Below are 24,883 nucleotides of genomic sequence, written 5' to 3'. Positions count from 1 at the left end.
AACCCGGTCAATCGGAGCCGACCAACCGCGGCAGATCCATGTCGTCCAGGACCATCAACTGCTGCGCGTCCGGAGCGTCGAGATCGGCCATCCGCATGGCCTGACGTTCCGTCATCTGCTGGAACACCTGCCGCGCGGTACGGCCGTTGCCGAACTGCGCGCCGCGCGGCATCGCAGTGAACAGTTCGCCGAGCGCTTTGCGCGCGGCGGTGCTGAGTTCGTAGCGGTGCCGGCCCGCGTGGTGTTCGACGATGCGCACCAGGTCGCCGGCCGAGTAGTCGTCGAACAGCAGGCTGCGGGTGAAGCGGGAGGACAGACCCGGGTTCGATGCGATGAACCGCTCCATCTCGTCCGGGTATCCGGCGACGATCACCACGACCTCGTCGCGGTGGTCCTCCATGAGCTTGACGAGGGTCGCGACGGCCTCGCCGCCGAAGTCGTTCGCCACGCCGGCGGGCACGAGGGCGTACGCCTCGTCGATGAACAACACGCCGCCCCGGGCCCGATTGAACGACTCGGTCGTCTTGGGGCCGGTGTGCCCGACGTATTCGCCGACCAGGGCGCTGCGGTCGACCTCGACGAGGTGGCCGCGCTCCAGCAGCCCGAGGGCCTTGAGCAGCCGGCCGTACAGGCGCGCGATGGTGGTCTTGCCGGTGCCCGGGTTGCCCGCGAAGACCAGGTGCCGGCTGAGCGGCGGCGCGGGCAGTCCGGCCTCCTGGCGCATGCGGACCGTCTGCATCAGCTTGACCATGCCGCCGACGTCGCGCTTGACGCCGCCGAGGCCGACGAGTTCGTCGAGTTCGGCGAGCAGGTCGTCCAGGGTCTCCGGCGGTGGCGGTGCCTCGCCGAGTTCGGCCAGGTCGACCACCGCCGGCGCGGCGGGGGCGGGGCTTGCGCCGACCGGGGCGACCCCGCCGACCGGGGCCGGTTTCGTGGGCCGGGGCGGCGCGCCGGGGGTGACCGGCGACGAGTCGGGCAGGGTCGAGGTCTCGACCCGGACGGACACGCAGTCCTGGAACACCGGGCGGGCGCCGTCGGAGTGGCCGATGTCGCGCGCACAGTCGAAGATCCGACACCCGACGAACCTCGGCTCGGCGTCGCGGCCGATGTGCAGCGCGGGGTAGGCGCACGCCGACAGGTCGCTGTGTTCGATCAGGCCGCCCGCGCCGTCCCCGAACAGGATGCCGTTCTTGCCGGTCCCGTCCACCCGGATGCCGCGCACGGTCGGTGTCGCGTCGCGCCCGAGCACCAAACCGCTGCCGGCGACGGCGAAGATACCGCCGCCGTCCATACGCATCCGGGCACCGGATTCGACGCTGACCCCGGCGCTGCCGCTCTCGGCGATCCGGGTGGCGTACAACGTGGCGACCGCGTCCGCGCCGATCTCGACACCGGTGCGGCGGGATCGGCTCACCACACACTCGCGCAGTTCGGATTCGGTGGCCGAGCGCAGCCGAACCCCCGTCTCGCCGCCCTCGATCCGGGAGGCGACCATGGTCAACCCGGCCGCGTCGGCCACATGCACCCCGCACATGCCGGCGTCGGTGACGGTGAGGTCGGCGATCTGCGCCTCGGCGCCCGCGACCACCGCGAGGCCGTGTTCATCGCTGCGATCGAGTCGGCAACCGCCGATGCGGGCCCGGGAGTTCTCACCGAGATGGATCGCGGTGAATCCGGAGCGGGTGATCAGCGACGCGGTCATCGTCACCTCGGAGACGCCGAGCGCGACGACGCCGTTGCCGGCCGGGGCCTCGATCCGGCAGCCGTCCGCGCCAAGGCGCGCCGCGCCGCCGGTGGCGATAGCGCTGGCCTTGGCGTCGGTGATCCGGCAGTCGTTCAGGTGTACGCGGGCCTCGTGTTCGGCCTGCACGCCGCTGCGGCCCGCCGCGCGGATCCGGCAGTCGACCAGGCGCAGTTCGCCGCGGTCCTCGACCAGGGCGCCGTTGCGTCCGGCGCGGTCGAGCGTGGTGTCCAGGGCGAGCAGCCGGGCGTCGCCGCGTACCCGCAGCGCCGAGCCGGAGGTATCGCGCACCCGCAACCGGTCGGCGATCAGCACCGCGTGGTCGGACAGTGCCACGCCGATGCCGTCGATGGTCTCCAGGAGCGTGTCCTCGACGCGGGCCCGGGCATCGCCCGCCAGGACCAGCGCGCCGTGCCGGGCCCCGCGCAGCCGGCCGCGACGGATCACCAGGACGCCGCCGCCGGTCGGATCGCCGAGGTCGGCCTCCAGGGTGTCGGCGAACCCGAGCGCGGCGTTGTGCGCGGCGCCGGCCGTGCTCGTCGAACCGACCACCTCCACCCGGCCCCGGTCGAGTTCGCATCCCTCCAGGGTCAGGCCCGCCGCGTCCTCCACCCGCACCACCGGCTCCGCCGGGTCGGCGCCGCGCAGCACGAGGCCGCGGACCACGCAGTCGGGCGCGGCCGCGGTCAGCGCGACGCCGCCGGGCGCGCGCACCACGACCGTGCCCGCCCCGTGCTCGGCGCGCAGCACCACCCGCCGCTCCAGGCGCAGCGCCTCCGGATACTCGCCGGGGGCGATCACGATCTCGGCGCCGGCGGGCGCGCCGGCGAGCGCGGCGGCGATGGTGCGCCGGCTTCGGCGGCCCCCCGGGTCGACGTGGATTGCCGTAGTGCTCATCCGCTACCCGTCCCCGATCCCGGCAGGAGGTTGTCGGACGACGTCCCGTCCGGTACATGGCCGATCCAACGTACGGTCGCGGGGCTGAGCACCAGCAGGCCGAAGAGTTTCTCGACCATCTTGCCCAGCCCGCCGATCACGAAGATGTCCATCGGTCCCTGGCGGTGGATCCACCGGCTACCCATCGAGTGCTGGACCAGGGCCCGCAGCGCGCCCACCGAGACGGTGCCGAGGACCCCGCCGACCGCGGAGGCCAGACCGGCCAACGCGGCGTCGCCGGTGGTGAGTTTGATGATCGCGCCGTCGGCGCCGCGGACCCCGAAGATCGCGGACTGTGCCGCGCCGCTGACGAACCCGGCCACCGATCCGGTGCCCAGGCCCAGGGTGAACTCGTAGGTGCCGCCGCGCCAGCGCACCGGGCGCTCGTTCGCTCCCCACTCGGTGTTGTTACTGTCGTCGTTGGGCCGCCAACTCCCCGGCATCCCATAGTCGATGTTCGACCAGTACACCTTCCAGCCGCCCCGGTTGGCCGCCAGGTGCGCGGCCGCGACGGTGCCCTTGGTCATCGAGCTCAACGCGGCGCCGAACGCGGCGCGGCCGACGTCGACCATGCTCAACCCGCCGCCGGAGAGCACCCGGACCATGGAGAGCACCACGAGGTTCACGGTGAAGTCGAGCAGGAACTCGTGGGTCATGTCGATGCCGATGGATTGGATGGCCCGAAGCATGAAGGGCTCCGGCACCACCTCGCCGTCCTTGGACGGCCCGTAGCCCCATCGGTTGGGTTCGCGGTAGGTGCGGTTCAAGGCGCGGTATTCGTTGGCGAGGCCGGTGAAGTGGGTCTCGCGTCCGATGATGGCGGCGCCGTCGGCGTTGAACTCCTGGATGTAGCCGGGGATCGTGCGCTCGTTGATCACGGTGATGCCGTCGATGTCGTAGCGCCGCGCGTGCTTGTTGAAGTTGTTGATCTCCAGGAACGTGTCGTCCGCGAGTTTGATCTTCGCCTGCGCGATGATGCCCTGGTCGGACTCCTGCCACAGGTGCCGGTTGAACTGTGTTTCGGGGTTGGGGCGGAAGTCGCGGACCCGGAATGGGCTGTCGGTGAAGAAGTCCCGGAAGGCGTTGGTGTATTTGCGCGCCGGGATCTCCTGGACGACCTGGTGGTCCAGGCTGGTGATCCGGTCGGACCACCGGGCGCCCTTCTCCCAGCCGGGGAGCGGGTTGCCGTTCCGGTCGAACCAGTGCCGGACACGATCGCCGACACCGTCGCCGAAGTTCATCACGTTGTTGTTCGCGTCCAGCTTGTTCCAGTGCCACACCGTGTTGCCCGCGGCGTCGACACCGCGCCAACCCTGGACGCTCAGGCCCTCGCCGAGTTGTCGGTGCTCGCGGATGAGGTTGCCGGCCCCGTCGAAGTCCTGGAACGACTCGCGGTCGAAGTGCCACGGCGTGATCTGCCGTTCGAACGCGGTGACGCGCTTGCCGCCGATGGTGGGATCGAGCGCGTCGTGCCACCGGAACTCGCGCGAGTTGCGTCCCATGGTGCCGATGATGTCGACGTGTCCCACCCCGTCGGGCGTGGGGAAGGCGTCCATGCGGGCGACGACCATGCCGTGGTGGTCGTATCGGATCCAGTTCCCGGCGTGCGCGTCGATCAGGCCGCGGGTGTTGGCTCCCGCGCCTCCGGCGCCGCCGGCGGGCCTGGGCCGGTAGTCGATGAACGTACCGTCGGACAGGCCGGTGCGCACCACCCGCCACTCCTTGGTGCCGGGGGAGTACCAGTCGCCGTCCTCCACGTCGTCGGTGATCCGGTCCTGCCAGGTGATCTGCCGATCACCCGTGCCCGGGGTGACCGCGAAGTCGCCCTCGTGGAAGGTGCGGTGGCCGTGGAGACCGTCGGCGCCCTCGGTCCACGGCAGGTAGCCGGGGCGGTGGGCCACCTGCGCTCCGGCGACGTCGGGCAGCCGCACGTCGCCGACGGTGAGGGTGTCGCCGTTGTGCAGGGGGCGCACCTCGCGGACGATGTCGCCGGTGTGCGCGACGTCGATGACCGTCTTGTTGTTGGAGATGAACTGTACGCCGTGCCCTTCCGGACCGCCGCCGGCCGGCTCCTGCTTCCACGTGCCCACGCGCAGCCGGTTGTCCTGGGCCAGCCACGGGTGCCGGGTGAGGTCGGCGGCACGGAACTCGCCGCTGAACATGTTGCGGAAGAACACGGGGGGCCGCTGCTCGGCGAAACGTTCGAACTTGAGGAAGTCGCCGTTGTGCAGGGTCTTGCCGAGCCCGTTGATGTTGCCGTCGGCGTGCCGGGAGACCCAGTCGCGCTTGGGGATACCGTCCGGTCCCAGTTCGAGCTGGTGGTAGCGGCGCACGTCGTGCAGGCCGAATTGGAAGCGGCCGAACTTCTTCTGGGCGTGCACGATCTCGTTGGTGATCGGGTGGCGCATGGTGTCGGTCCAGCCGCGGCTGAGCCCGGTGTCCCAGTGCCGGGTGCCGGACGCGATCGCCCGGAAGTCGGCGTCGAAGCGCACCCACCTGCTGTCGGCGGCGAACCCCTGGGTCGCCGGCAGGTGGCGCAAGTCCGTCAGTACGTGCCCGCCGTCCGCGCTGAGCTGGAAGTGCCGGACCCGCACGTCGAAGCCGAACACGCTCTTGACGTCGAACCAGCTGCGGGTGCTCTCGCCCCAGTGCCGGGTGCCGTCGTGCACGAGGTTGCCGTTGATGTCGAACTCGGCCCACCGACCCCGCTGGTTGACCAGACTGAACGTGCCCAGCGAGGCGGACGAGTGGTGGGCGTCGAGGACGCCGCCGTGGGGCAGGACGCGACGTTCGAACACGGTGACCTTGAGGTGGCTGATCAGGTGCACGTGGCCGGCGTCCGCCCCCTTCGGGTCGACCACGCCGCCCTCGAACCACTTCGGTCGGCCCGGAACGGGGACACGGATGCCGTGGGCGTCGGTGCGTAGCAGCGACCATGTGCCCTCGCCGCCGCCCGCCGGATACGTGACCTCGAAGTGCCGGTTCGGGTCGATGCCGCCCCGGGCGCCGACGATGTCCATGCGCTGGAACTCCAGGCGTCCGCCCGGGTCGAACCGCTGGAATTCGCCGGCGCGCGCGCCGACGCCGCCGATCCGGTATCCGCCGCCGGGTTCCGGGGTCGCGTGCAGGCCCGGGAGGTGGTCGAGATGGCCGCTGAGGACCCGCAGGTCGCCCGGGGTGATGCCGAGGAACCGGGTGTGCAGGGGGTCGCCGATGCGGGCGTCGGACAGCCCGATCATGTCGAACCGGTGGACCCCCGCGCCGTCGTCCACCCGGAACACGGTGATCCCGCCTTCCTCGGTCACCGGGCGCGTGGTCACGTGGAAGTCGAGGCGGCCGGTCGGGCCGAACAGGCGGAACTCGCCGTCCGCGCCGCCGACCCGGAACCCGCCGCCGGGGCGGATGTGCACGGTGGAGTCCGCGATGTCGGCGAGCGTGTCGTCGACCAGGGTGTGTGCCCCGCCGGGGTGCACCCGGACGAGTTGCGACAGGTCGACGCGGTCCACGCCGGTCAGGCGCAACACCTCGAACTCGAACACGCCGGTGGCGGAGAACCCCCGGACCATGCCGGTGTCCCCGTGGGTGACCCGGAGCGTGCCGTCGGGGCGCGCGACCACCGAGAATTCGAGGTTGCGGCCATCGGTGCCCTTGAGCAGGTGCAGCGGGTCGGGCGCCGCCGCCCCGGCGACCGGGGCCGGGGTGAAGACGAACTCGTGCGTCGCGGCGCCGTCGGCCCCGCGCAGGGCGACCACGTCGTAGCGGTGTGCGCCGCGCATGTCGACGACGACATGGCCGGTGCCGTCGCCGATCCGGAATCCGCTGTCCGTCGTCGCCCCCTCCCGCCGGAACCCCTCGGTGATGATCCCCGGTTGCCGTACGACGTGTGCGTGGGGGACGGCGGCGAGGTGCTCGTCGACGAGCGTGTCGGTGCCGCGTTCGATGCGCACGAACCGGCCGTCGAACGCGCCGCCGCTCAGGCGGGTCGCGTCGTAGCGGTGCGCGCCGTCGAGACCGTGCGCGGTAAACGACCCGTCGGGGTCGGTGAGGCGCCACTCGTCGCCGGCGCGGGTGACGGTGAGGTTCGTGTCGGGTACGCCGCCTTGGTTGCTCGGGTGCAGCACGGGGACGCCGGGGGTGCCCACCGGGGTGTGAACGAACCGCCCGGGCCCGGGACCGCCCGTCAGCTCGAGCGCGTTGTGGGTGTGCGCGCCGACGTCGTTCACGACGATCTTGCCGCCGGGATGATCCACCAGGTATCCGCCGCCGTGTTGCGGCGTCACGGTGGCGCCCGGCACGATCCGGCCGTCGCCGTGCACCAGATGCGGCGCTCCGCCGGCTGCGTCGGGCAGTCGGATGAAGCCGCCGGGCGCGCCGCCTCCGGTCAGCGGCAGTGCGTCGTGCGAGAACGCCCCTCCCGGGGTGTACACCCGCACCACGTGGGGCTGTCCGCTCGTGCCGGTGACGTGGAAGGTGTGGTCGACGGTGCCCACGTGCGCGGTCGTGGACGGCGTGCCGTCATCCGCGCGCAGGTGCGGCAGCCGGCCCGGGCCGCCGACCGGGGTGAACACGTGCAGGCCGGTCCCGGCGCCGCCGGGGGCGGTGAGGGTCACCACGTCGTGGGCGCGGGCGCCGCCGGCGTCGACGTGGATCTGCCCCCCGGGGTGTTGGATCCGGAATTCATTGCCGATCTGACGGACGACGCTCGTGTCGGGAACCGGCCTGCCGTCGGCGTGGGCGATCTGCGGTGTACCGACGTGCGGCGAGCGGATGTGGCCGCCGGCCAGGCCCAGGCGGTCGATGCCGGTCAGCGGCAGCGAGTTGTGCGAGAACCGGCCGTCGGTGCCGAAGACGCGCACGGTCGGGCCGGTGCCGGTCGGGACGACGTGGAGCATGCCGCCCACGTGTTCCGGCACGGTGACGGCGCCGAGTGTCCGGGCGGCGTCCGCGCCGACGAGGGCGCGGGCGCCGCCGCCGTCCGGGGTCAGCACGTGCAGCGCCAACGGGTGGCCGTTGGAGTCGATCAGGTGCAGACCGGTGCCCGACGGGGTACCGGCGGCCGGGTCGTAGAGGCGGAAGCCGCCGGGTGTGGGGACGACGATGCCCGCGTCGTTGAACCGTACGGGCGGCCCGCCCGCGTTCAGGATGTTGCCTTCGTTGTCGAAGTGGGCGACCCCGAGGGTGCGGTTGTCCGGGTCGACGTGGATCGCGACCAGGGTGTGGTCGTGTTCGCCGCCGGTGAGGGTGATGCGCCGCTCGATGCGGTCGAGCCGTCCGCTCTCGCCCGACACGTCGAAGTCCCAGCGGCGCACCTCGACGTTCGCCACGACCTGCCGCTCGACCCGCACGATGTCGTTCCCGGCCGGGCCGGTCACGCGTGAGGGGTTCAGGTGCGCCGCGTCTGCGCCGCCGGTGATCCGGATGCCCTCGATGCCGCCGCCGTCGCCGATGCGGTACTCCAGGCGCGTGCCGGACAGCCCGGGGATGTCGACGACACGCTGCCCGGGGCCGGCGACGGTCGGCACGGTCGACCCGGTGGTGGTGACGTGCGGGAGCTGCGGGGTGGGCAGCGTGGTGAGTTCGACGGCCCGCCCGGGGACGGGGCCGGTGACGTGGGTGTCGATGATCTGGTCGTCGAGGAGGCGATGGTTGTTCGCCGCGCTCAGCTCGTAGTCCCAGCGTTGGGTGCCGCCGTCCCCCAGGTCGCGCTCGATCCGCAGCACTTCCCGGTCGCCGACGGTGATGTGGTTCGCCGAGATGTCGGTGCGACCGCCGGGATCGATGTGGATGTCGACGGTGCGGCCGGCCTGCGTGCTCGGCAGGACCCGTACCTCGATGCCGTTCAGGCCCGGGATGGTGCGGAACGTGTGCGCGAAGTCGTAGCTCGCGCCCTGCATCATGAACACGTTGAGGTTGTGCGTCGCCCCGTTCGCCGGGACGAAGTGCGCGCCGCCGGTGAGGCCGCCGGACACGGTCGGCACACCCGGCAGGCCGCCCGGCGTGGTGTGGACCACCGGGCCCGACGCCGGGCCGCCGAGGACCACCCGGCTGCCGTTGAGGTCGATGTGCGTGCCGGTGCCGCCCAGGCCCTGGACACCCTTGACGTCCACCCCGCTCGTGCCGGGCCCCACCAGTGAGGTCTCGCCGTCGGCGCCGGTACGCGGCCCGCCGAGGTGGGGCGTGTTCACGTCGGCCACGTGGATCGGCGCGCCGGTGTGGGCGGTCGCCGGCTGGGCGATCGCGGGCAGGCCGCCGACGTTGGGCGTTGCGACGTGTCCGAGGGCGCCGACGCCGGTCACCGAGGGGACCGTGACGTGGCCGGTGTTCGCCATCGCGCCGACGTTCGGCGTCTGGATGTGCGAGGTGAGCGGGAGGGCGCCGACTCCGGACACGTTGACGTTCGGCAGGGCCGGCGTGGTCACGTCCGGCATGGCGACGTGGCCCGGTTGCGGGAGGGCGACGGTGCCGAGGCCGTCGAGCCCGGTGTGCGTGTTCGTACCCGGCGTGGGCAGGTCGTGCACCAGCGCGCTCGATCCGGGCAGGCCGAGTTGGATCTTGCCGGCCACGCCGGCGCCGACGGTGTCCAGGTTGGGGACGCTGATGTGTCCGAGCGCGGGCGGCAGCGCGTGGACGCCGGTGGCGCCGAGGGCGGTGATCCCCTGCGGGACGGAGAAGTTGCCGGTGAGGTGGGTCAGGCCCAACCCGGTGAACGAGAAGGAGGGGATGTCGGCGATCCTGGCGCCGACTCCGGGAAGGTGGGTAAGCGCGTTCAGGCCGCCCAGGTCGTTGATGAAGGTGCCCAGGCCGGGCAGGTTGCCGGCGTGGAAGCCGGTGCCGAACGTGTTCAGCGACGGCAGGTTGATCACGTCGAAGTGACCGAAGCCGTTGGTGAACTTCGTGGACAGCGGCGGCATGTCGAACGCGCCGCCGAGCGGGCCCGAGTGCACCGAGTCGAACGAGCCCAAGTGCACGTTGGGCAGCTTGATCAGATCGCCGCCGTGCCCGAACGCGTTGAACCCGGCATTGGCGCCGGCGGAGATCTTGGAACCCGCGCCGATGAACTTGCCGTCGAGGAAGGCGCCGTAGCGGTACATGCCGAACACGCCGCGGTCGATGAAGCCGATCCGGAAGGCCAGCCCGAGGCCGTTGGGCATCTCGTCGGCCGCCACCGGCAGGAACAGCCGCAGCCCCTTGAAGCCGCTCAGGCCGTGCGCGATGGAGGTGCCCAGATTCTTGAACGTGTTGAGCGTGGTCGCCACCGCGCGCAGTCCGAAGAACGTCTTGGCGCCGGCCAGGTTGATCACGGTGAGTTCGGCGGCGAGGGGGAAGAACTTGAGGCCGCCGCCCAGTTTCGCGAAACCGGGCCCCATGGTCAGGAGGGGCCCCAGTTTCAGTCCCTGTGCGCCGCCCCTGATCCACGCGCCCGCCGCGGCCACCGCGTCGTCGATGCCCAACCCGACCCGGCCGAACAGGCCGAACGAGTTGGCGCCGCCGCCGAAGAAGTTCTTGGTACCGGTGATCCCGCGTCCGCCGATGCCCTTGATGCCGCTCCACAGCTGACCCAGGTGCAGGCCCTTGGTCGTGGGCGCGATCATGCCCAGGATGCCCAACACGAGCTGGGTGACGCTCGCCTTGCCGTGCGCGAAGTCGATCGCGGTCTTGATCAGGAGCGCGACGTTGAGGGCGATGCTGAGCAGCGCGAGCGGGCCGCCGATGAAGATCGCGGGAATGGCCAGGATCATCGCGATCCAGCCGAGCGCCTTCCAGAACTCCTCGCACTCGTCCACGGGGGAGGCGATGGACTGGCCGGCGGCCATGATCTTGCGCGCGGCGGTGTCGGCCGCGGTGGACAGGATCGACTTGGCGTCCTCCGCCGTGGTCTTGTGCGCGGCCCGCCCCTCCTTGTCGTCCTCCGACAGTGCGGCGGCGGCGGACAACGCGGTGTCCGCTCGGTGTTGCTCGTGACGCATCACGCCGACGTAGGCGGTCAGCGCGGCGCGTACGTCCTCATGGGCCTTCTTGAACGTGGAGATGTAGTTGCGCAGGTTCCCGTCGATGACACCGCGCAGCGCCTCGGCGGTCTTGCCGACGAAGATCACGCTGGAGGTGTTCTTGACCTCGGTCAGACCGCTGTCGATGGTCTTGGCCAGTTCGACGAACGTCAGTTCCGCGGCGATCACGCGGTCGATCCGGTCGGCGTCGCCGGGAGTCGGATCGTTGTCGAGGCCGAGCGCACTCCAGTCCCCGGGACGAGCCATCGAAGCGCCTCTCTCGCTCGATTCGTGCAACCACGGCGCACTTTTGTACGCGCCATTGGTTCGCCGGGTTCATTCTTCCTCGCGACAATCTCGGTTGAACCCGTGATGGTTGCGGCGCGTACAGAAATGGGAGCGGTTCGCGGCGCGGGCCCGCACCACGCGAGTCGGGCAAGGAACAGGAGGTCCGAATGGCGGATTTCGCCATCGACTACACCAACCTGCACGAGATCAATACCAAGCTCAGGGAACTCGCCAAGCAGGCCGATTCGGGCTCCGGTGGGGCATTTCGCGAGCTGGGCGAGGCCGGCGCCGCCGAGCGCCGCGCCGCCCTGGGCACCTCCGGCCTCTCGACCTCGTTCAACAGCTTCTACCACCACTCCAAGTCCCGTACCGCCAAGGCCAAGGAGGGGCTGAACAAGCTCGCCGACAGCTTCAAGGCGGTATCCGACCTCTTCTTCGACCAGGACTCCAGGATCTCCGGCTCGGCCGGACTGATCACCACCGGCCTGGGCATCGACCAATGGCGCAACACCAAGGCCGCGCACGACAAGTGGCTCGCGGACAAGGCCAAATGGGACGACTACCTGGCCTCCATCGGTGCCACCGAGTACTTCCGCGATCACCCGAACGAGAGCATCCGACACGTATGCCACGATCCGGAGGCGCCCGCGTGGTGTGCCGCCTGGATCGCCAAGGGTGAGGACAGCGCACCCCCCAAGCCCGGCGACGAGCCCCCCAAGCCCAGTGACAAGCCGCCGACTTCGCACCACTACGAGGACGAGCACGGCAAGATCGACGTGAGCGTCGAGTTGGACAAGGACAACAACATCGTCAAGGAGACGTCGAAGATCACCAATCCGCAGGGACAGACCTACGAGACGACCACCACGTACAAGGGTCCCCCGGAATGGGTCGACGACGTACCGGGCGCGGGCAAGGACGGAAAGCCGGGCCGGATCGACGTCCGCGACTACTCGATCACCACCACGTTGAGCGACGGCACCACCAGTACGTCGGACTTCACCATCAACAAGGACGGCAGTGGCACCATGATCAGCCACTCCGGGAAGACGACCGAGCACTACATTCGCGACGGACCCAAGAGCGAGTGGAAGCGCGATCCCAAGTACGCCGACGAAGACGCCGGCCGGGACGGTACCGAAAAGGGCGGGGGCGTGCAGAAGCCGCCGCCCGGAGGCAAGCTCAACTGACCCTCGCCGCACCGTCGTTCGTGACGACCCACCCCGACTCGTTCCCGAGGAGACCCGCCATGGGCGCCAACATCAAACTCACCTACTCCGAGATCACCCGGGTGTCCAACCTCCTGGACAACAGCGTCGAGCACACGCTCGTGCCCCGGATGAAGGAGGCCAAGACCGAGGTCGACAACGTGCTGACCACCAACCTCGTGCTCGTCAAGGCCAGCCCCGCGCTCCAGGCGCAGTACGAGAAGTTCAGCACGGCGCTCCAGGCCGCGACGGAAAGCATCAAGGGTTACGCGCAGCAGTTCCGGCAGATCATGCAGTCGGTCCAGGACATGGACAAGGACATCGCCGACAAGGTCAACTCCTCCCAGTAGCGGCCCGCCCGCACGTCCCCACCCGACACCCGAACCCCTCGGAGGACCCGATGGCCGACATCAAGGTCGATTACGACGAGATCCGCGGCGCCGCCACCCGGATGGGCACCAAACTGACCGACATCTCCAAAGAACTCGGCGACCTGGAGACCCAGGTCGCCAGTCTGCTCCAAAACGGCCTGGTGTTCGAGAAGGCCAGCCCCGCCCTGCAGGAGGCTTACAACACCTTCAGCACGCAGATGAAGAACTCGGCGGGCAACATCGCGGCGTATGCCAAGAACTTCACCGACATCGCCGACTCGCTGGGCAGCTCCGACACCAAGCTGATGGGCGACATCAACGCCGCCATCGCCAAGATGAAGGCGGAAGCGGCGGCGCACAAGTAGGCGCCGGCCGGCCCCACTTCGGGTGGGGTGCCGCGCCAGGGCCGGTCGGCACGTCCCGGAAGTCCGCAGTGGACGGGAACGTGCCGACGGACCCCGCGCCGCCGGTCAGCCGTCCAGGACCGTCAGCGGCACCTGGACCGCGATCGCCGCGCCCGAGTCGCCCGCGGTCCAGCCCCGGCCCGGGCCGAGCGGCGTGCGCACCTGCTCGGCCGACAGCCGGGCCCCGATCAGGTCCGCCTCGCCGAGCGTCTTGGGCCCGAGCAGCAGGCCGCGCCGCGAGCGTCGGGCCATGCCGACCCAGCCCAGCGAACTCATCGACTCCGCCAACCCGGCCAACAACAGCCCCTGACCGTGGTCCCGGCCCGACGTCGCGATCCGGCGCAACACCGTGTCGGCGGCGCAGGCCAGCATCAGATCGGCGTCGTCCACCACGACCACCACCGGATGCTCGCGCACCGAGGTCAACGCCTCCACCAGCACCTCCGGCTCCGGATCGGGGTCGGTGAGCACCTGCGCCAGGCCGTGCGCGGACAACTTGCGCAACTGCGAGTCGCGCGGGGTGAGAACGACCAGGCGGGTGCCGCCCATCAGCAGCGACACACACATCGCGGCCAGTGCCGTGGTGCGCCCGCTGCGCGGCGGCCCGGCGACCATGAACGACCCGCCGCCGTCCGCGAAGTCGTAGGTCAGCGGTGCGACCGCGTCGCCGCCCACACCCAACAGCGCGTGGAACGGCCTGCGCAGCGACTGCGGCATGCGGTCGTGCGCCTCCTGGAAACCGATCAGCGTCGGCATCTCGTTGACCCGGAACGGACGCCGCCCGTCGGGCACATTGCTGTCGCGCACGGTCGCCCGCCGACCCAACTCCCGCATCGCCTCCGCCTGATCGCTCTGGTCGTTCGCCGACGGGTCCTCCCCGTCGACGGCCGCCGCGACCGGCGCATCGGCGATCGACGGCAACAACGCGATCTGCGCCTCGATCGCCCCCGGCGCGAGCCAACCCCGTCCCGGCGCCACCGCCGCCGGGATGCTGTTGCGGGGCATCCCGATGAGCGTGTAGTCACCCGGGTCGGTCTGGCGCAGCAGCAGCCGATGGTCGTTGTGCGCGGCCAGGCGCCCGCCGAGCAACAGCCGCTCCGACGTGGCGATCACGTGGATCCCGGCACCCTGGCCCTCGCGCAGGAGCCGCACGACGTCGGCGTACAACCGGCCGCCGTCGTAGTCGTCGAGCATGGTGCTCAGCGCGTCCCAGCCGTCCACCATGAGCACCAGGTGCGCGGGCCGTTGATCCTTGCCCACCTTGCCCCGGAGTTCGGTGACGTCCGCGCAGTCGTGGCGGGCGATCAGCCGCTGCCGAAGTGTCAGTTCGGCGGTCAGCCGGTTGATCAGCCGCTCCATGCGTTCCGCGTCGTGGCGCGAGACGACCGCGCCGCAGTGCGGCAGTGCCTCCAGCACGCTCAGGCCCCCGCCGGCCGCGTCGATCGCGTAGATGTGCAGATCGGAGCACGGGATGGTGAGCGCCGCCGCGCCCGCGATGGTGCGCAGCACCTGGGTACGGCCGGAGCGCGGTGCGCCGATGACATACAGGTGGCCGAAGGACGCGAAGTCGATCGCGGCCAGCCGCCGGGCCTGCAACTGCGGGATGTCGAGCAGGGCGTAGGGGACCATCGGCAGTGCGCCGGGCGCCGGTTCCGGGATGGCGGGCAACTCGTCCAGCCGCATGCGGTCGTCCATCGGCGGCAGCCAGGGGCTGGGCTGCGGCCGGAAGTCGGGCAGCCGGTCCGCGGCTTCGCACAGCGCGTCCACCAGGGCGCGCAGGTCCGTCGGCAACTCCTCGGACTGCCCGATCATCGGGTCCTCGTGCGGGTCGAAGTGCGACTCGGGTCCCGTGTCCATGTCGTTCTCGACGTCGACTTCGGCTTCGGAGAAGTCGAGCGGGCGGCCGAGGCGCTGCCAGCCGAGCCGGATGCCGCGTACCGGCCGGGACGCGGCGGCCTTGGCGACCGAACTCGGCAGCGTACCGGGGCGTTCCGCGCCGACGAACGCGGTCTGGAACGGTGTGGGCGGGCCCTCGCCGCGGCGGACCAGGGCCCGTCCCGGGTTGTTCGGCGAGATGCCGGCGGCCTCGATGCCGTCGATGATGTCCTGGCTCTCCGAGCGGTCGGTCACCCGCAGCGCCATGCGCAGGTTGGTGTTGGCCTTGATCTCGTTGCTGACCGAGCCGCCGGGCCGCTGGGTGGCCAGCAGCAGATGCAGGCCCAGCGAGCGGCCACGCTGGGCGAGGCTGATCAAACCGGGTACGAAGTCCGGCAGTTCGCGGACCAGGGTGGCGAACTCGTCGATCACCAGGAGCAGCCGGGGCAGCGGCGCCAGGCGCGGATCACGCGCGCGCTTGATCCGGTACTCGGTGTGGTCCTTGGCCTCGACCTCGTTCAGGACCGTCTCGCGGCGGCGGAGTTCGGCGTCGAGGGAGGCCAGCGCGCGTTTGACGAGATGACCGTCGAGGTCGGTGATCATGCCGAGGGTGTGGGGGAGTTCGGCGCATTCGCGGAACGCGCTGCCGCCCTTGTAGTCGACCAGCACGAAGGTCAACTCGTCCGGCCGGTTGACCGCGGCCAACGACGCGATCATCGTCTGGAGGAGTTCCGACTTGCCCGAGCCGGTGGTGCCGCCGATCAGGCCGTGCGGGCCGTCGCGGACCAGGTCCAGGCGCAACACGCCCTCGTACCCGCTGCCCAGGACGAACGTGGTGGACGCCGGGCGGCGCGCCCAGGCCCGGAGCAGCACCTCGGCGTCCGGCGGTTCCTGGCCGATCAGCGGCAACAGCGCGACCTCGGACGGCAGTCCGGAATCGCTCTCCACCGTGACGTCGAGCACCGGCGCGAGGGCGCGTGCCACCTCCTCGCACCAGGCGGGGTCGACCAGGTCGGCCCGGATGCCCTTCACCTCCGGCACATGTGACGCCTTCAGGTCGAGTCGGCCGCCGTTCGCGGTCACCACCGCCGTGCACTCCTCCGGCAGCAGGTGCTCGCGTTCCTCCAGGCACAGGCTGAACACGCGCACGGCCGGGCCGTTCGTCAACACGTCGATCATGCCCGGCACATCGCGCAGGCGGCGGGCGCCGTCCAGGATCACCAGCACGTCGGGTTCGCGCTGCAGGGTGGGGCCGAGCGCCGACTGCGAGGAGTCCAAGCGGGTCTGCACGTCGGCGATCAACTCGTTGACCCGGTGTGCGGTGCTCTCCGGGTCGGTGCCGAGGGCCACCACCGCGGCGCCGGGTCGGCCGGGACGCAGGTGCGGCAACCACCGGACCCACTGCCAGGCGTCGGCGTGTTCGTCCTCGGTCAGCACGACGACGCGCACGTCGCGCGGGCTGTGCAGGACGGCGGTCTGGATCACCGCCCAACTCGCGATCCGGCGCGGCAACTCCCCGGAGGCACCGATCCCGACCACCCCGAAGGCGGTCATCTCGACCCCGAACGGCACGTCCGCGATCCGCCAGTTGACGTTGCGGTAGTGGTTCTCCCGCGCCTGGTCGTCGATGCTCTTGAGGGACGCGCGGGTGAGTGTGCCCAGTCGGATGGTCAGGTGGTCGGAGTCGCGCCGCCGGCGCTGCCACAGGGCCAGGCCCGGGCCGGTCGCGGTCAGCAACAACGCCGCCGGATCCGGGAACGTCGAGTTGCGCAGCCCGCGTTCCTCCACGGTCGCGCGGCGCATCTCGGTTTCCAGGGCCGAGCGGCGGATGCGATAGACCCGCTTCGCCTCCTGGTAGTCCCGGCGACCCGTGCGCTTGCCGGAGATCCAGTTGCCGACCGCCATCAGCGGCGTGAAGAACACGAAGATGACGAAGAACAGGCTCCGGAACAGGAACATCATCGCCAGGCCCATCAGGAGCGGGGCGATCATCATCAGGAAGGGGAACGGGCGTTTGCTGTTGTCCGTCGGCGGACCCATCATCCGGATCGACTCGGCGTCCAGGTGCGGCGCGATGCGCGGCGGCCGGTTGTACTCGATGCCGAGGCCGTCCGGGGCCGGGCGTACCGCGGCCTCGGGTTCGTCGGGCGGGCCCGGGCGCAGCAGGTGCTCGCCGAGGGACAGATCGGCGTAGGTCGGCCAGGGCAGCGAGCCGTCGTCGAGTGCCGGCAGTTGACCGACGGGCGGCAGCGGCGGCTGTACGGGTTGTCCGTCCGGACCCGTGGGCGGGGGCGCGGTCGAGTGGCCGCCGGGCCCGCCCTCCTGCATGCCGGCGGGCTCCTCGGTGGAGAGCGGCGTGCCGGTGATCGGATCGACGGGCGGCGGCGGGGTGAGGCTGCGCAGGCCGCAGTCGGCCTCGTCGGCGTCGTCCGGGAGGGCGACGGTGACGGAGCCGTCCGCGCCGACCGTGATCCAGGTGCCCTGCGTGGGGGCACCGCCGCCGTCCAGGCGCAACGCGCACGCCCGATCGGTGCCGACCTCGTGCCGGCCGGGGCCGAGCCGCCACACCCGGCCCGCGCCGGGGCCCGAGACATGCCGCACGGTGACCAGGACCGGATCGGACCCGGGCGGTCGCCACGCCTGCGTCGCGGTCGCGGTCGGCGCGGGAGCGCCCAGACCGATCACCGCGCCGGCGCGGATGCCGCTCGCGCCCACGCGCGCGTCGGGATTGAGCCGCCGATCACCCAGGAACAGATCGGCGGCGCCCAGCACCGACCCGAGGTCGGCGACGGTCGCCGAATCGGGCACGTCCAGCAGGTGATCGGAGCGCCGGCCCTGCGGATCGGTGGTGGTGAGAGCGAGATTCACGGGCATGCAACTCTCTCGCGGGGTGGGGGAGGGGGTACGGACCCCGCCTCGCCCCGGCGGGGGTGTCCGGGGGCGAGGCGGGGCCGCGGTGGGCCTGCGCGGCGGATCTCGGCGGATCGGGCCGCGCCGTCCGGTACCGGGCGGTGCGGCCTCGCCGAGGTTTTGCGGGACAGGCCCTCAGGCCCCGGAGCCGGGGGGGAACGGCTCGGGGGCGGGCTCGGGGGTTCGGTCGGTGGGGGCGTCGGTGGGCGGATGGGGTTGGTCGGGGGTTGGTTCGGCGGGGGGACGTGCGTCGGGCCCGTCGGTGGGTTCGGCCGGGGGAGATGGGTCGGGTCTGTGGGTCGGTTCGGCCGGGGGAGATGGGTCGGGTCTGTGGGTGGGCTCGATGATCGGAGAGGGATCGCGGCCGGTCGGCGGTTCGGTGATGGGGGGTCGGCCGGGGGCGCCGGCGGGCTCCCGGCGGGGAGTTGCCTCTCGGCGGGCCGAGACGGCGGGTGAGCCGGTGGGTGTGCCTGCGGCCGGGGTGCGGGATGTGGCCGTCGCGGTCGATTCGGGTGCGGGGCGGGCCGAGGTCGGCTCGGCGGTCGAGGATCGTGCGGAGACGGCCGCGGCCACGGATTCGGCCGGTTCCCTGATGGCCACCGGCTCCGCCGCCCGCGGCTCGGCGGCGGGGGTTTCGGCCCCGGCCTCCTCCTCGGCGAACCACGCGGCCTGGTCCACTCCGGAGCGGGCCACCGGCGCGGGTACCGGCGGCAGCACCGGAGGAATGGTCGGCAGTACCCGGGCCAGCGCCGCGCCGAGGGCATGGCACACCACCACCAGCGGCGTGCCGGGCAGACCGACCCGACCGTGTCGATCGGTGAGCAGCGTCCGGACGTGTCCCCGTCCCGGCCCGCCGAGCAACAGCCGCAACGGGATCTCGTCGCCGGGTGGTTCGGTCAACTCGGGCGGCGGCGGATCCGGCAGCTCCGGGGTCACCAGGAACGTGGGCAGCCCCAGCCGGGGCGGCCTGCCGCGAGCGGTCCGGTACGCCTCCCGCACCGGCTGTCCGGCCACGTCGCGGTGCACCCCGTCGGCGACCACGACCTGACCGCTCGGCAGCCTGGCGTCCAATTGGGCCGCGACCGCCTGGAACAGGGCCGGCCCCGAACGCGGATCGCCCTGTACACACACCATCGCCGGACCGACCACGAGGTCGACGAACACACACTCCCGGTCCCGCTCGCCCAGGGCGACGACGACCGGCCTGGTCCCTTCCGCGTCCGGCGTGACCGACGGCAACTCCGCCCGAACGGCCGTCCAGGCCCACGGATCGTCGGCTACCGCCCGCCAAACGCCGCGAGGCGACGGCATCCTGGCGGCGGCGAACAGCACCGTCACCGTGTCCTCGCCGACGACGGCGGCATACGGCTGCGCGGGCGCCGCGGCGAACTTCGCGGCCACCAGCGCACGTTCCGCGTCCCGCCAGGTCGTCGCCGCACCCAGGCCGCGCACCAACACCCGTACCGAGCGCCGATACCGCAGCCAGGCCCGCACCGGGCCGCCGAACGCATGGGCGGTCAGCGCGATTTCCCGCCACAATCGCCGCGCCGCCGCCTTCCATCCGCCCATTCGCATCGCGAAGAACCGGAGGATCAGGAAGACCACGAGCGCGGCGGCGGAGATGCCGCCCCAACGGAGGATCGTTTCGCGGTGGTTCGCGAAGAAGTCGAGCGGATCGGTGTTCCTCATCTGCCGGGTAGCTCCCCACATCGGGCATCCACGACAGCACCCGACCGTGCTGCCGCGTGGTCCGCGCGACACTGTATGGAATTTCGGGTGCTCATCCGCCGCCGCGCTCCTCCAGGGCCTGGCGCAGGGCGCGGATCGCGTAGTAGGTACGGGACTTCGCCGTTCCGACCGGAATGCCGAGCAGTTCGGCGGCCTGTTTGAGGTCACGATCGCTCAACACCGTCTCGGCGATGATCTCGCGATGCGCGGCGGTGAGCGAGGGCAGTGCGTCGGCGACGGCCATCTTCCAGAGCAGGGGCTCCCACTGGTCGTCCGCCAAAACGTACTCCAGGGGTTCCGGACTGCACTCCTGGGGCCGAGAACGGCGCGCGCGGCGGTCGTCCATCACGATTCGGCGCGCCACCGTCGCCAGCCACGGCATCAGGTTGGAGGTGTCGTCGGCGATCGTGCCCGCGTGCCGCCATGCGCGCAACATGGTCTCCTGGACCACGTCCTCGGCCCACGGCCGGTCTCCGCCGGTGAGCTTGAGGCAGAACGACAACAACGGCGTGGAGTATTGCCGATAGACGCGTTCCGCCAGGTCCGCGGGTTCCGTGAGGTCCGCCGGCTCGCCGTCGGGTGTCGAGCAGGCCTGGCCGCCGGTGTCACGGCCTCGGGTACAAAAAGACGTCACGGGCCCGGACCCTCGCTTCCCGGATGTGTGTCGGCTCGAACCGCGAACACTAACCACGGCGTGTTACAAGGTTGTTGGATCTGCGCTGAATTTGAGGATTCGCAGGCCGCCGCCGAAAATCCAAGTACGGCCCCGGGCAGGGCCGTTGGCGAGCGTCGATCTCGGGTCCTGCCATCCGGAACCCTCCCTCTCTCCGGCGACCGCGACACAACGGCGTTCATCCACACCTCCGAACCGAGGTTTCCCTCCGCACACGCGCTCCGCCGTTCGCGGGTTGCATCCCCTCGATCCGAAAAACCCGGGCGGAGGGGTGACGTGTCCGTGGCCGCCGATACCTTCCCCGCGTGGACCGGACGGCCGTCGGGCCGACCGCGCACGAGGATAGGAAGCCGAGAGCCCATGTCCATGTGGTTGATGCTCGCGAAGGTCGAACCGTCGGTGCCGGCGGCGATACCGGAGCGGCCCGAACTGATCGAGACGCTCTTCTTCGACCCGGCCGACGAACCCGAACGAATCGACCCGTGCGACCGACCCGATGCGGAGCAAGCGGCGGTGCTCCCGGGCGAGTTTCGTCCGCGCGCGGACTCCTACAGGTTCGACTACCGCCTGTTGGCCGCGGTCGCGGAGAGCCGGGCGCAGGCCGAGCAGGGCACGGCCGACTGGGAGACGGCCTTTCCCTGGTTGGCCAGGACGACCGGGCACGAGTGCGACGAGGTCGAGGAGTACGAGTTCTGCTACGGACCCGCCTTCGTCCTCGCCCCGGACGAGGTCCGTCGGGTGGCCGAGGGCCTGGTCGCCGAAGGCTGGGCCCGCGACGGCGGGGCGGCCCGCTGGGACGAGGAGCGCGAGGAACACGAACTGGAGGACCTGGGTCCGTTCTTCGCCGCCGCCGCGGCCGAGGGCAGGGCCGTGATCGGCGGGGTGGACTGAGCCGGGTGGAACCCGTCGTATCGGCCGATGGGCGCAGCCCGGCGTGCCTTCGACCGATTCGTGGGTAAAGCTTGCGATAACTCAGAGTATGCGTCGCCGGCACGCGGTGCGCACGGGTCGCCGGGAGATGTGGGTATATGACGATCGATCGACGAGGGTTCCTGACCGCTTTGGGGGCCGGCGGTGCGTTGTTGCTCACGGGGTCGACGGCCGACGGGTCGGTGCGGGGCGCCGTGAGCCGCCCCGCGCCCCGGGCGCGGATGCACGCCGGGACGCGGGTGCCGACGGCCGGGCCGCCGGACTGGTCGGCGTTGAAGGCGCGGCTTGACGGTCGGTTGCTGCTGCCCGCGGACCAGGGATACGACGTGGCCCGGCTCGGCTTCAACGAGCTCTACGACGGGCAGTTGCCGGCGGCGGTGGCCCGCTGCACGTCGGCGACGGATGTACAGAGCTGCCTGGACGCGGCCCGAGGCCACGGCGTGCCGATCGCCGCGCGCAGCGGGGGGCACAGCTACCTCGGGTACAGCGTGCCCGACGACGGGCTGGTGATGGACCTGCGGCCGATGGCGCGAATCGAGGTGCACGACGACGGCACGGTGGACGTCGGCGCGGGCGCCCGGCTGATCGAGGTCTATGCCGGACTGGCGCAGGCGGGCCGACTGCTGCCGGGCGGCTCGTGTCCGACGGTGGGGATCGGCGGGCTGACCCTGGGCGGTGGGATCGGGGTGCTGACCCGCAAGTACGGGCTCACCTGCGACCGGCTGGTCGCGGCCGAGGTGGTCACCGCCGACTCGCGCGTGCTCACCGTGTCCGAGTGCGCCGAGCCGGATCTGTACTGGGCGCTGCGGGGTGGGGGCGGCGGCAACTTCGGCGTGGTCACGCGGTTCACGTTCCGTACGGAGCCGGCGCCCCCGCTCACCGTGTTCTCGCTGCGTTTCCCGGCCGGCGCGACGCCCTCGGTGGTCGGGGCCTGGCAGGGGTGGATCGCGGACGCGCGACCGGAGCTGTGGTCGAACTGCGTGATCTCCGGCGGCACACCGCCGACGTGTCGGGTGGGTGGCTGCTACGTCGGCACGCCCGACGCGCTGAACCCGCTCCTGGACACGCTGATCGCCGCGGTCGGAACGCAGCCCGGCACTCGCAGCGTGCAGGCGAAGAACTACCTGGACGCAATGAAGTACATGGCCGGTTGTTCGACCGACACCATCGCCCAGTGCCACCCGACGTTCGAGGGTGGACGACTGACCCGCGAGGCCTTCGTCGCCGTCTCCCGCGTACTGACCGCCGCGCTGGACGGCCAAGCGGTGGTGGGCCTGATGGCCGGCCGCGTCGGGCTGGACCTGCTCCTGGACTCGATGGGCGGCGCCGTCGCCGAACTCGCCCCCGACGCGACCGCCTTTCCGCACCGCGAGGCCCTGGCCACCGCCCAGATCTACGCGAACACCACGCCGGCCGGCCAGGCGGCGGCCACCGAGGCGGTCGACGCGGTCCGCGACGGCCTGGCCGCACTCGGCGCGACGGGCGCCTACGTCAACTACATCGACGCGACCCTCCCCGACTGGGGCACCGCCTACTACGCCGGCAACCTCCAACGCCTGAAGTCGGTGGCCCACCACTACGACCCCACAGGCGTCTTCACCTTCCCCCGATCCGTCACCAACGCCTGACCCTCGCCGACCGTCGCGGTATTCGGTGGTGCGGCTCGGGATCCGGTGTCAGGATGGCGACTTCGGCGATTTCGGGAGGCCATCCGCGTGCCCACGCCTGCCGACTACCCGGAAGCGGCCCGTACGGAGAAGGACGGTTCCGCCCTGCATCGCCTCGCGCGGCGCCCTTACCCCTTCGTGTGGCACGCTTTGGCCGCCAACCCCCACACCCCGTCCGCCGTTCTGCGCCAACTGAGCACGGCCCGTGACGGCGTCTGGAACGACAACATGCTCCTACGCCTGTTGGCGGAGCACCCCGGCGCGGATCGCGTCGTGCTTCGGGCCGTGCTCGATGCCGTGGCGGCGAGGCTCGACGAGGGCGAACGGCCCTATGCCGCGGCGCTCGCCCTCGCGGATCGCCCGGAGACGGAGGCCGACGAGGTGCGGAGGCTCGGGACGCTTCGCGGCGCCTCCGCGCGCCTCCGCACCGGGCTTGCCCTGCGCCTCAGTGCCCGCGTTCGGGTCAGTGAGCCGCCTGGTACTTCGCCACGATGTCACCCGGTACCCGGCCGCGGGCGTTGATTTCGATGCCCTGGGCCTTGGCCCACTCCCTGACCTTCACCGGGTCCGGGCCGTCGCCGGTCTTGTGGGCCTTGACGGCGGTGCGGCGCGACGTGCCGGTCTTGCGGCCGGCGTGGAAGTACGGGCCGAGGGCGTCCAGCAGTTGCTGGTAGGTGTCCTGGCCGAGGTCGATCTCGTAGGTGACGCCGTCCAAGCCGAAGGTGTGCGTTGCGATGTCTTCACCCTCGTTGCCGGTGATGTCATCCGTGTAGAGCGTGACTACGCGCTGAGCCATTGGTGAGAATCCCCTTCCTGGGAGCGGGCTGATCGTAACGGAAAGGGGGTCCACGTCGCCTACCCGGCAGTCGGGAGATCAGGTGATTCGGTCCGCTTCGGAATTGTCGGGCGGCAAAAACGGCTTTGGATACGATCCGATCTTTATCCCGATCGCGCATCGAAGAGAAGCGTCGCATTTCCACGCGTCGCTATTGTCGTCGGGACGAAGTCCCGGTGTCGGTAGTTTTGCCATTGCTCCGGAGGTGGCGAGGGATCGGGGTCGCCGGCGCGGGGTCAGCCGGCGCGGGTGGTCCAGGTGGTGCGTCGGGTTCGCAGCGCCAGGTCCTCGCGGTTGACGAGGCTTTGCGGGGACTCGGGGTCGAGGAGGCGGTCCAGGGCGGTGCGGTCCTCGGGGGTCAGGAGTCCGCCGATCCTGGTGCGGAGGCCGGTGAACGTGGTGTGGGCGTAGCGGGACACCGCCGGGTTCCGCGAGGCGGGGACGTGCAACGTTCGGGTGCGTTCGGATTCGATGGCGAAGCCGGCCGCGGTGAGTTTGCCGGCCCAGTCCGCATCCCGGTGGGAGGCCATCGCCGCGTGTTGCCCGTCGATCGCGGCGTGGCAGCGATCTTCGAGGCCGGGGCTGTCCGCCGGGGCCGCAGGGGGGAGGAAGCGGGGGAAGGCGGTCAGTTCGATCATGACGAACAGGCCGCCCGGGGACAGCAGTTCGCGGACTTGGCGCAGCGTTCGGTCCGGGTCGCTCATGTGGTGCATCGAGGCGGACGCCCAGACCAGCTCCGGGCGGCCGAGGTCGGGCAGGGTCGGGGTGTCGAGGTCGGCCCGCACGATGCGCAGACGCTCGTCCAAGCCGTCGGCGACCGCCCTGTCCCGCAGGCGATCCAGGTGGGCGGGGGCGGAGTCGACGGCCGCCACCCGGGAGTTCGGGAAGCGCCGGAGCAGGGCGAGCGTACCGGCGCCGGTTCCGCAGCCCAGGTCCACGATGTGGCGGGGGTCGGTCCCCGGGGGCAGCGACGCGGTCACGGCGTCGATGTGCTCGGCGAGGACTTCCGCGTCCAGGTCCAGGGTTTCCGTGAGGTCGGCCTCGGCGTGTTCGTGCTTGTGGGTGATGTGCGCGCCGTGATGTGCGGGGTGGGTCATGCCGTCACGCTAGGCGGATCGCGCGCCGCCGACCCGATGGGTTGCCGGATGCGCAAGGTGATGCCGAGATGGGTTGCCCTACGCGCAAGGCACCAAGCGGGTGGCGGGGGGGGGGGGGCGTTGGGCCCCCCCCCCCCCCCCCCCCGGGGGGGGGCGGGCCGGGGGTGTAAAAAGAGCGCGGGGGCCCCCCCCCCGGGGGGGTGTGGGGGGGCCGGGGGGGGGGCGGTGAAAT

At 71.4% G+C, this 24,883-nt stretch carries 11 protein-coding genes and 1 pseudogene; 5 read left to right on the top strand and 7 right to left on the bottom strand.

Features of this window, described 5'->3' with window-relative positions:
* Positions 1-7 precede the first annotated feature (7 nt).
* Together ACFXKZ_RS38370 and ACFXKZ_RS38365 are read right to left on the bottom strand one after the other, a co-directional pair.
* Positions 8-2,638: a right-handed parallel beta-helix repeat-containing protein gene (locus tag ACFXKZ_RS38370; RefSeq protein WP_380007868.1), complete on the bottom strand. Its 2,631-nt coding sequence runs from the start codon at positions 2,636-2,638 to the stop codon at positions 8-10.
* On the bottom strand, positions 2,635-10,932 hold the full coding sequence (locus tag ACFXKZ_RS38365) for a hypothetical protein (protein ID WP_380007865.1): 8,298 nt from the start codon (positions 10,930-10,932) through the stop codon (positions 2,635-2,637). Before ACFXKZ_RS38365 ends, ACFXKZ_RS38370 begins: the two co-directional genes overlap by 4 nt.
* Positions 10,933-11,120: 188 nt before the next feature.
* Here ACFXKZ_RS38365 and ACFXKZ_RS38360 point away from each other — a divergent pair, with 188 nt between their 5' ends.
* Genes ACFXKZ_RS38360 through ACFXKZ_RS38350 form a run of 3 tightly spaced genes read left to right on the top strand, consistent with a single transcriptional unit; the run spans position 11,121 to position 12,897 of the window.
* Positions 11,121-12,143, top strand: a complete 1,023-nt coding sequence (locus ACFXKZ_RS38360) for a serine/arginine repetitive matrix protein 2 (RefSeq protein WP_380007862.1) — start codon at positions 11,121-11,123, stop codon at positions 12,141-12,143.
* Between the two features lie 59 nt (positions 12,144-12,202).
* Positions 12,203-12,511, top strand: a complete 309-nt coding sequence (locus ACFXKZ_RS38355; RefSeq protein ID WP_078982172.1) for a hypothetical protein — start codon at positions 12,203-12,205, stop codon at positions 12,509-12,511.
* 50 nt (positions 12,512-12,561) lie between these two features.
* Entirely contained in the window at positions 12,562-12,897 is a 336-nt protein-coding gene (locus ACFXKZ_RS38350) for a WXG100 family type VII secretion target (RefSeq protein ID WP_380007859.1), read from the top strand.
* Positions 12,898-13,002: 105 nt separating this feature from the next.
* Here ACFXKZ_RS38350 and ACFXKZ_RS38345 read toward each other — a convergent pair whose 3' ends face one another.
* From ACFXKZ_RS38345 to ACFXKZ_RS38335, 3 genes are all read right to left on the bottom strand, one after another.
* Positions 13,003-17,685, bottom strand: coding sequence for an FtsK/SpoIIIE domain-containing protein (locus tag ACFXKZ_RS38345; RefSeq protein ID WP_380007856.1), 4,683 nt, complete (start codon positions 17,683-17,685; stop codon positions 13,003-13,005).
* Between the two features lie 171 nt (positions 17,686-17,856).
* The gene (locus ACFXKZ_RS38340) at positions 17,857-19,410 is read right to left on the bottom strand and encodes a hypothetical protein (protein ID WP_380007852.1); all 1,554 of its coding nucleotides are present in this window, start codon (positions 19,408-19,410) and stop codon (positions 17,857-17,859) included.
* A 91-nt stretch (positions 19,411-19,501) separates the two neighbouring features.
* Positions 19,502-20,083 carry a sigma-70 family RNA polymerase sigma factor gene (locus tag ACFXKZ_RS38335; RefSeq protein ID WP_380007849.1) on the bottom strand — a complete coding sequence of 194 codons (582 nt, stop codon included), beginning with the start codon at positions 20,081-20,083 and terminating at the stop codon, positions 19,502-19,504.
* A 399-nt stretch (positions 20,084-20,482) separates the two neighbouring features.
* On the opposite strand from ACFXKZ_RS38335, the gene ACFXKZ_RS38330 reads away from it, so the two are divergent.
* Together ACFXKZ_RS38330 and ACFXKZ_RS38325 are read left to right on the top strand one after the other, a co-directional pair.
* The gene (locus ACFXKZ_RS38330) at positions 20,483-21,013 is read left to right on the top strand and encodes a hypothetical protein (RefSeq protein WP_380007846.1); all 531 of its coding nucleotides are present in this window, start codon (positions 20,483-20,485) and stop codon (positions 21,011-21,013) included.
* 137 nt (positions 21,014-21,150) lie between these two features.
* The gene (locus ACFXKZ_RS38325; protein ID WP_380007843.1) at positions 21,151-22,680 is read left to right on the top strand and encodes an FAD-binding oxidoreductase; all 1,530 of its coding nucleotides are present in this window, start codon (positions 21,151-21,153) and stop codon (positions 22,678-22,680) included.
* A 502-nt stretch (positions 22,681-23,182) separates the two neighbouring features.
* Here the strand turns inward: ACFXKZ_RS38325 and ACFXKZ_RS38320 are convergent.
* The gene (locus ACFXKZ_RS38320; protein WP_380007840.1) at positions 23,183-23,515 is read right to left on the bottom strand and encodes an Lsr2 family protein; all 333 of its coding nucleotides are present in this window, start codon (positions 23,513-23,515) and stop codon (positions 23,183-23,185) included.
* Between the two features lie 566 nt (positions 23,516-24,081).
* Positions 24,082-24,651: pseudogene (locus ACFXKZ_RS38315) on the bottom strand (class I SAM-dependent methyltransferase); the annotation flags it as partial.
* Positions 24,652-24,883 lie beyond the last annotated feature (232 nt).

Origin of the sequence: Embleya sp. NPDC059237 (assembly GCF_042754105.1) — a bacterium.
In the GTDB taxonomy this organism is placed as follows: Bacteria; Actinomycetota; Actinomycetes; order Streptomycetales; family Streptomycetaceae; genus Embleya.
This window is presented reverse-complemented; position numbering and strand designations above follow the sequence as displayed.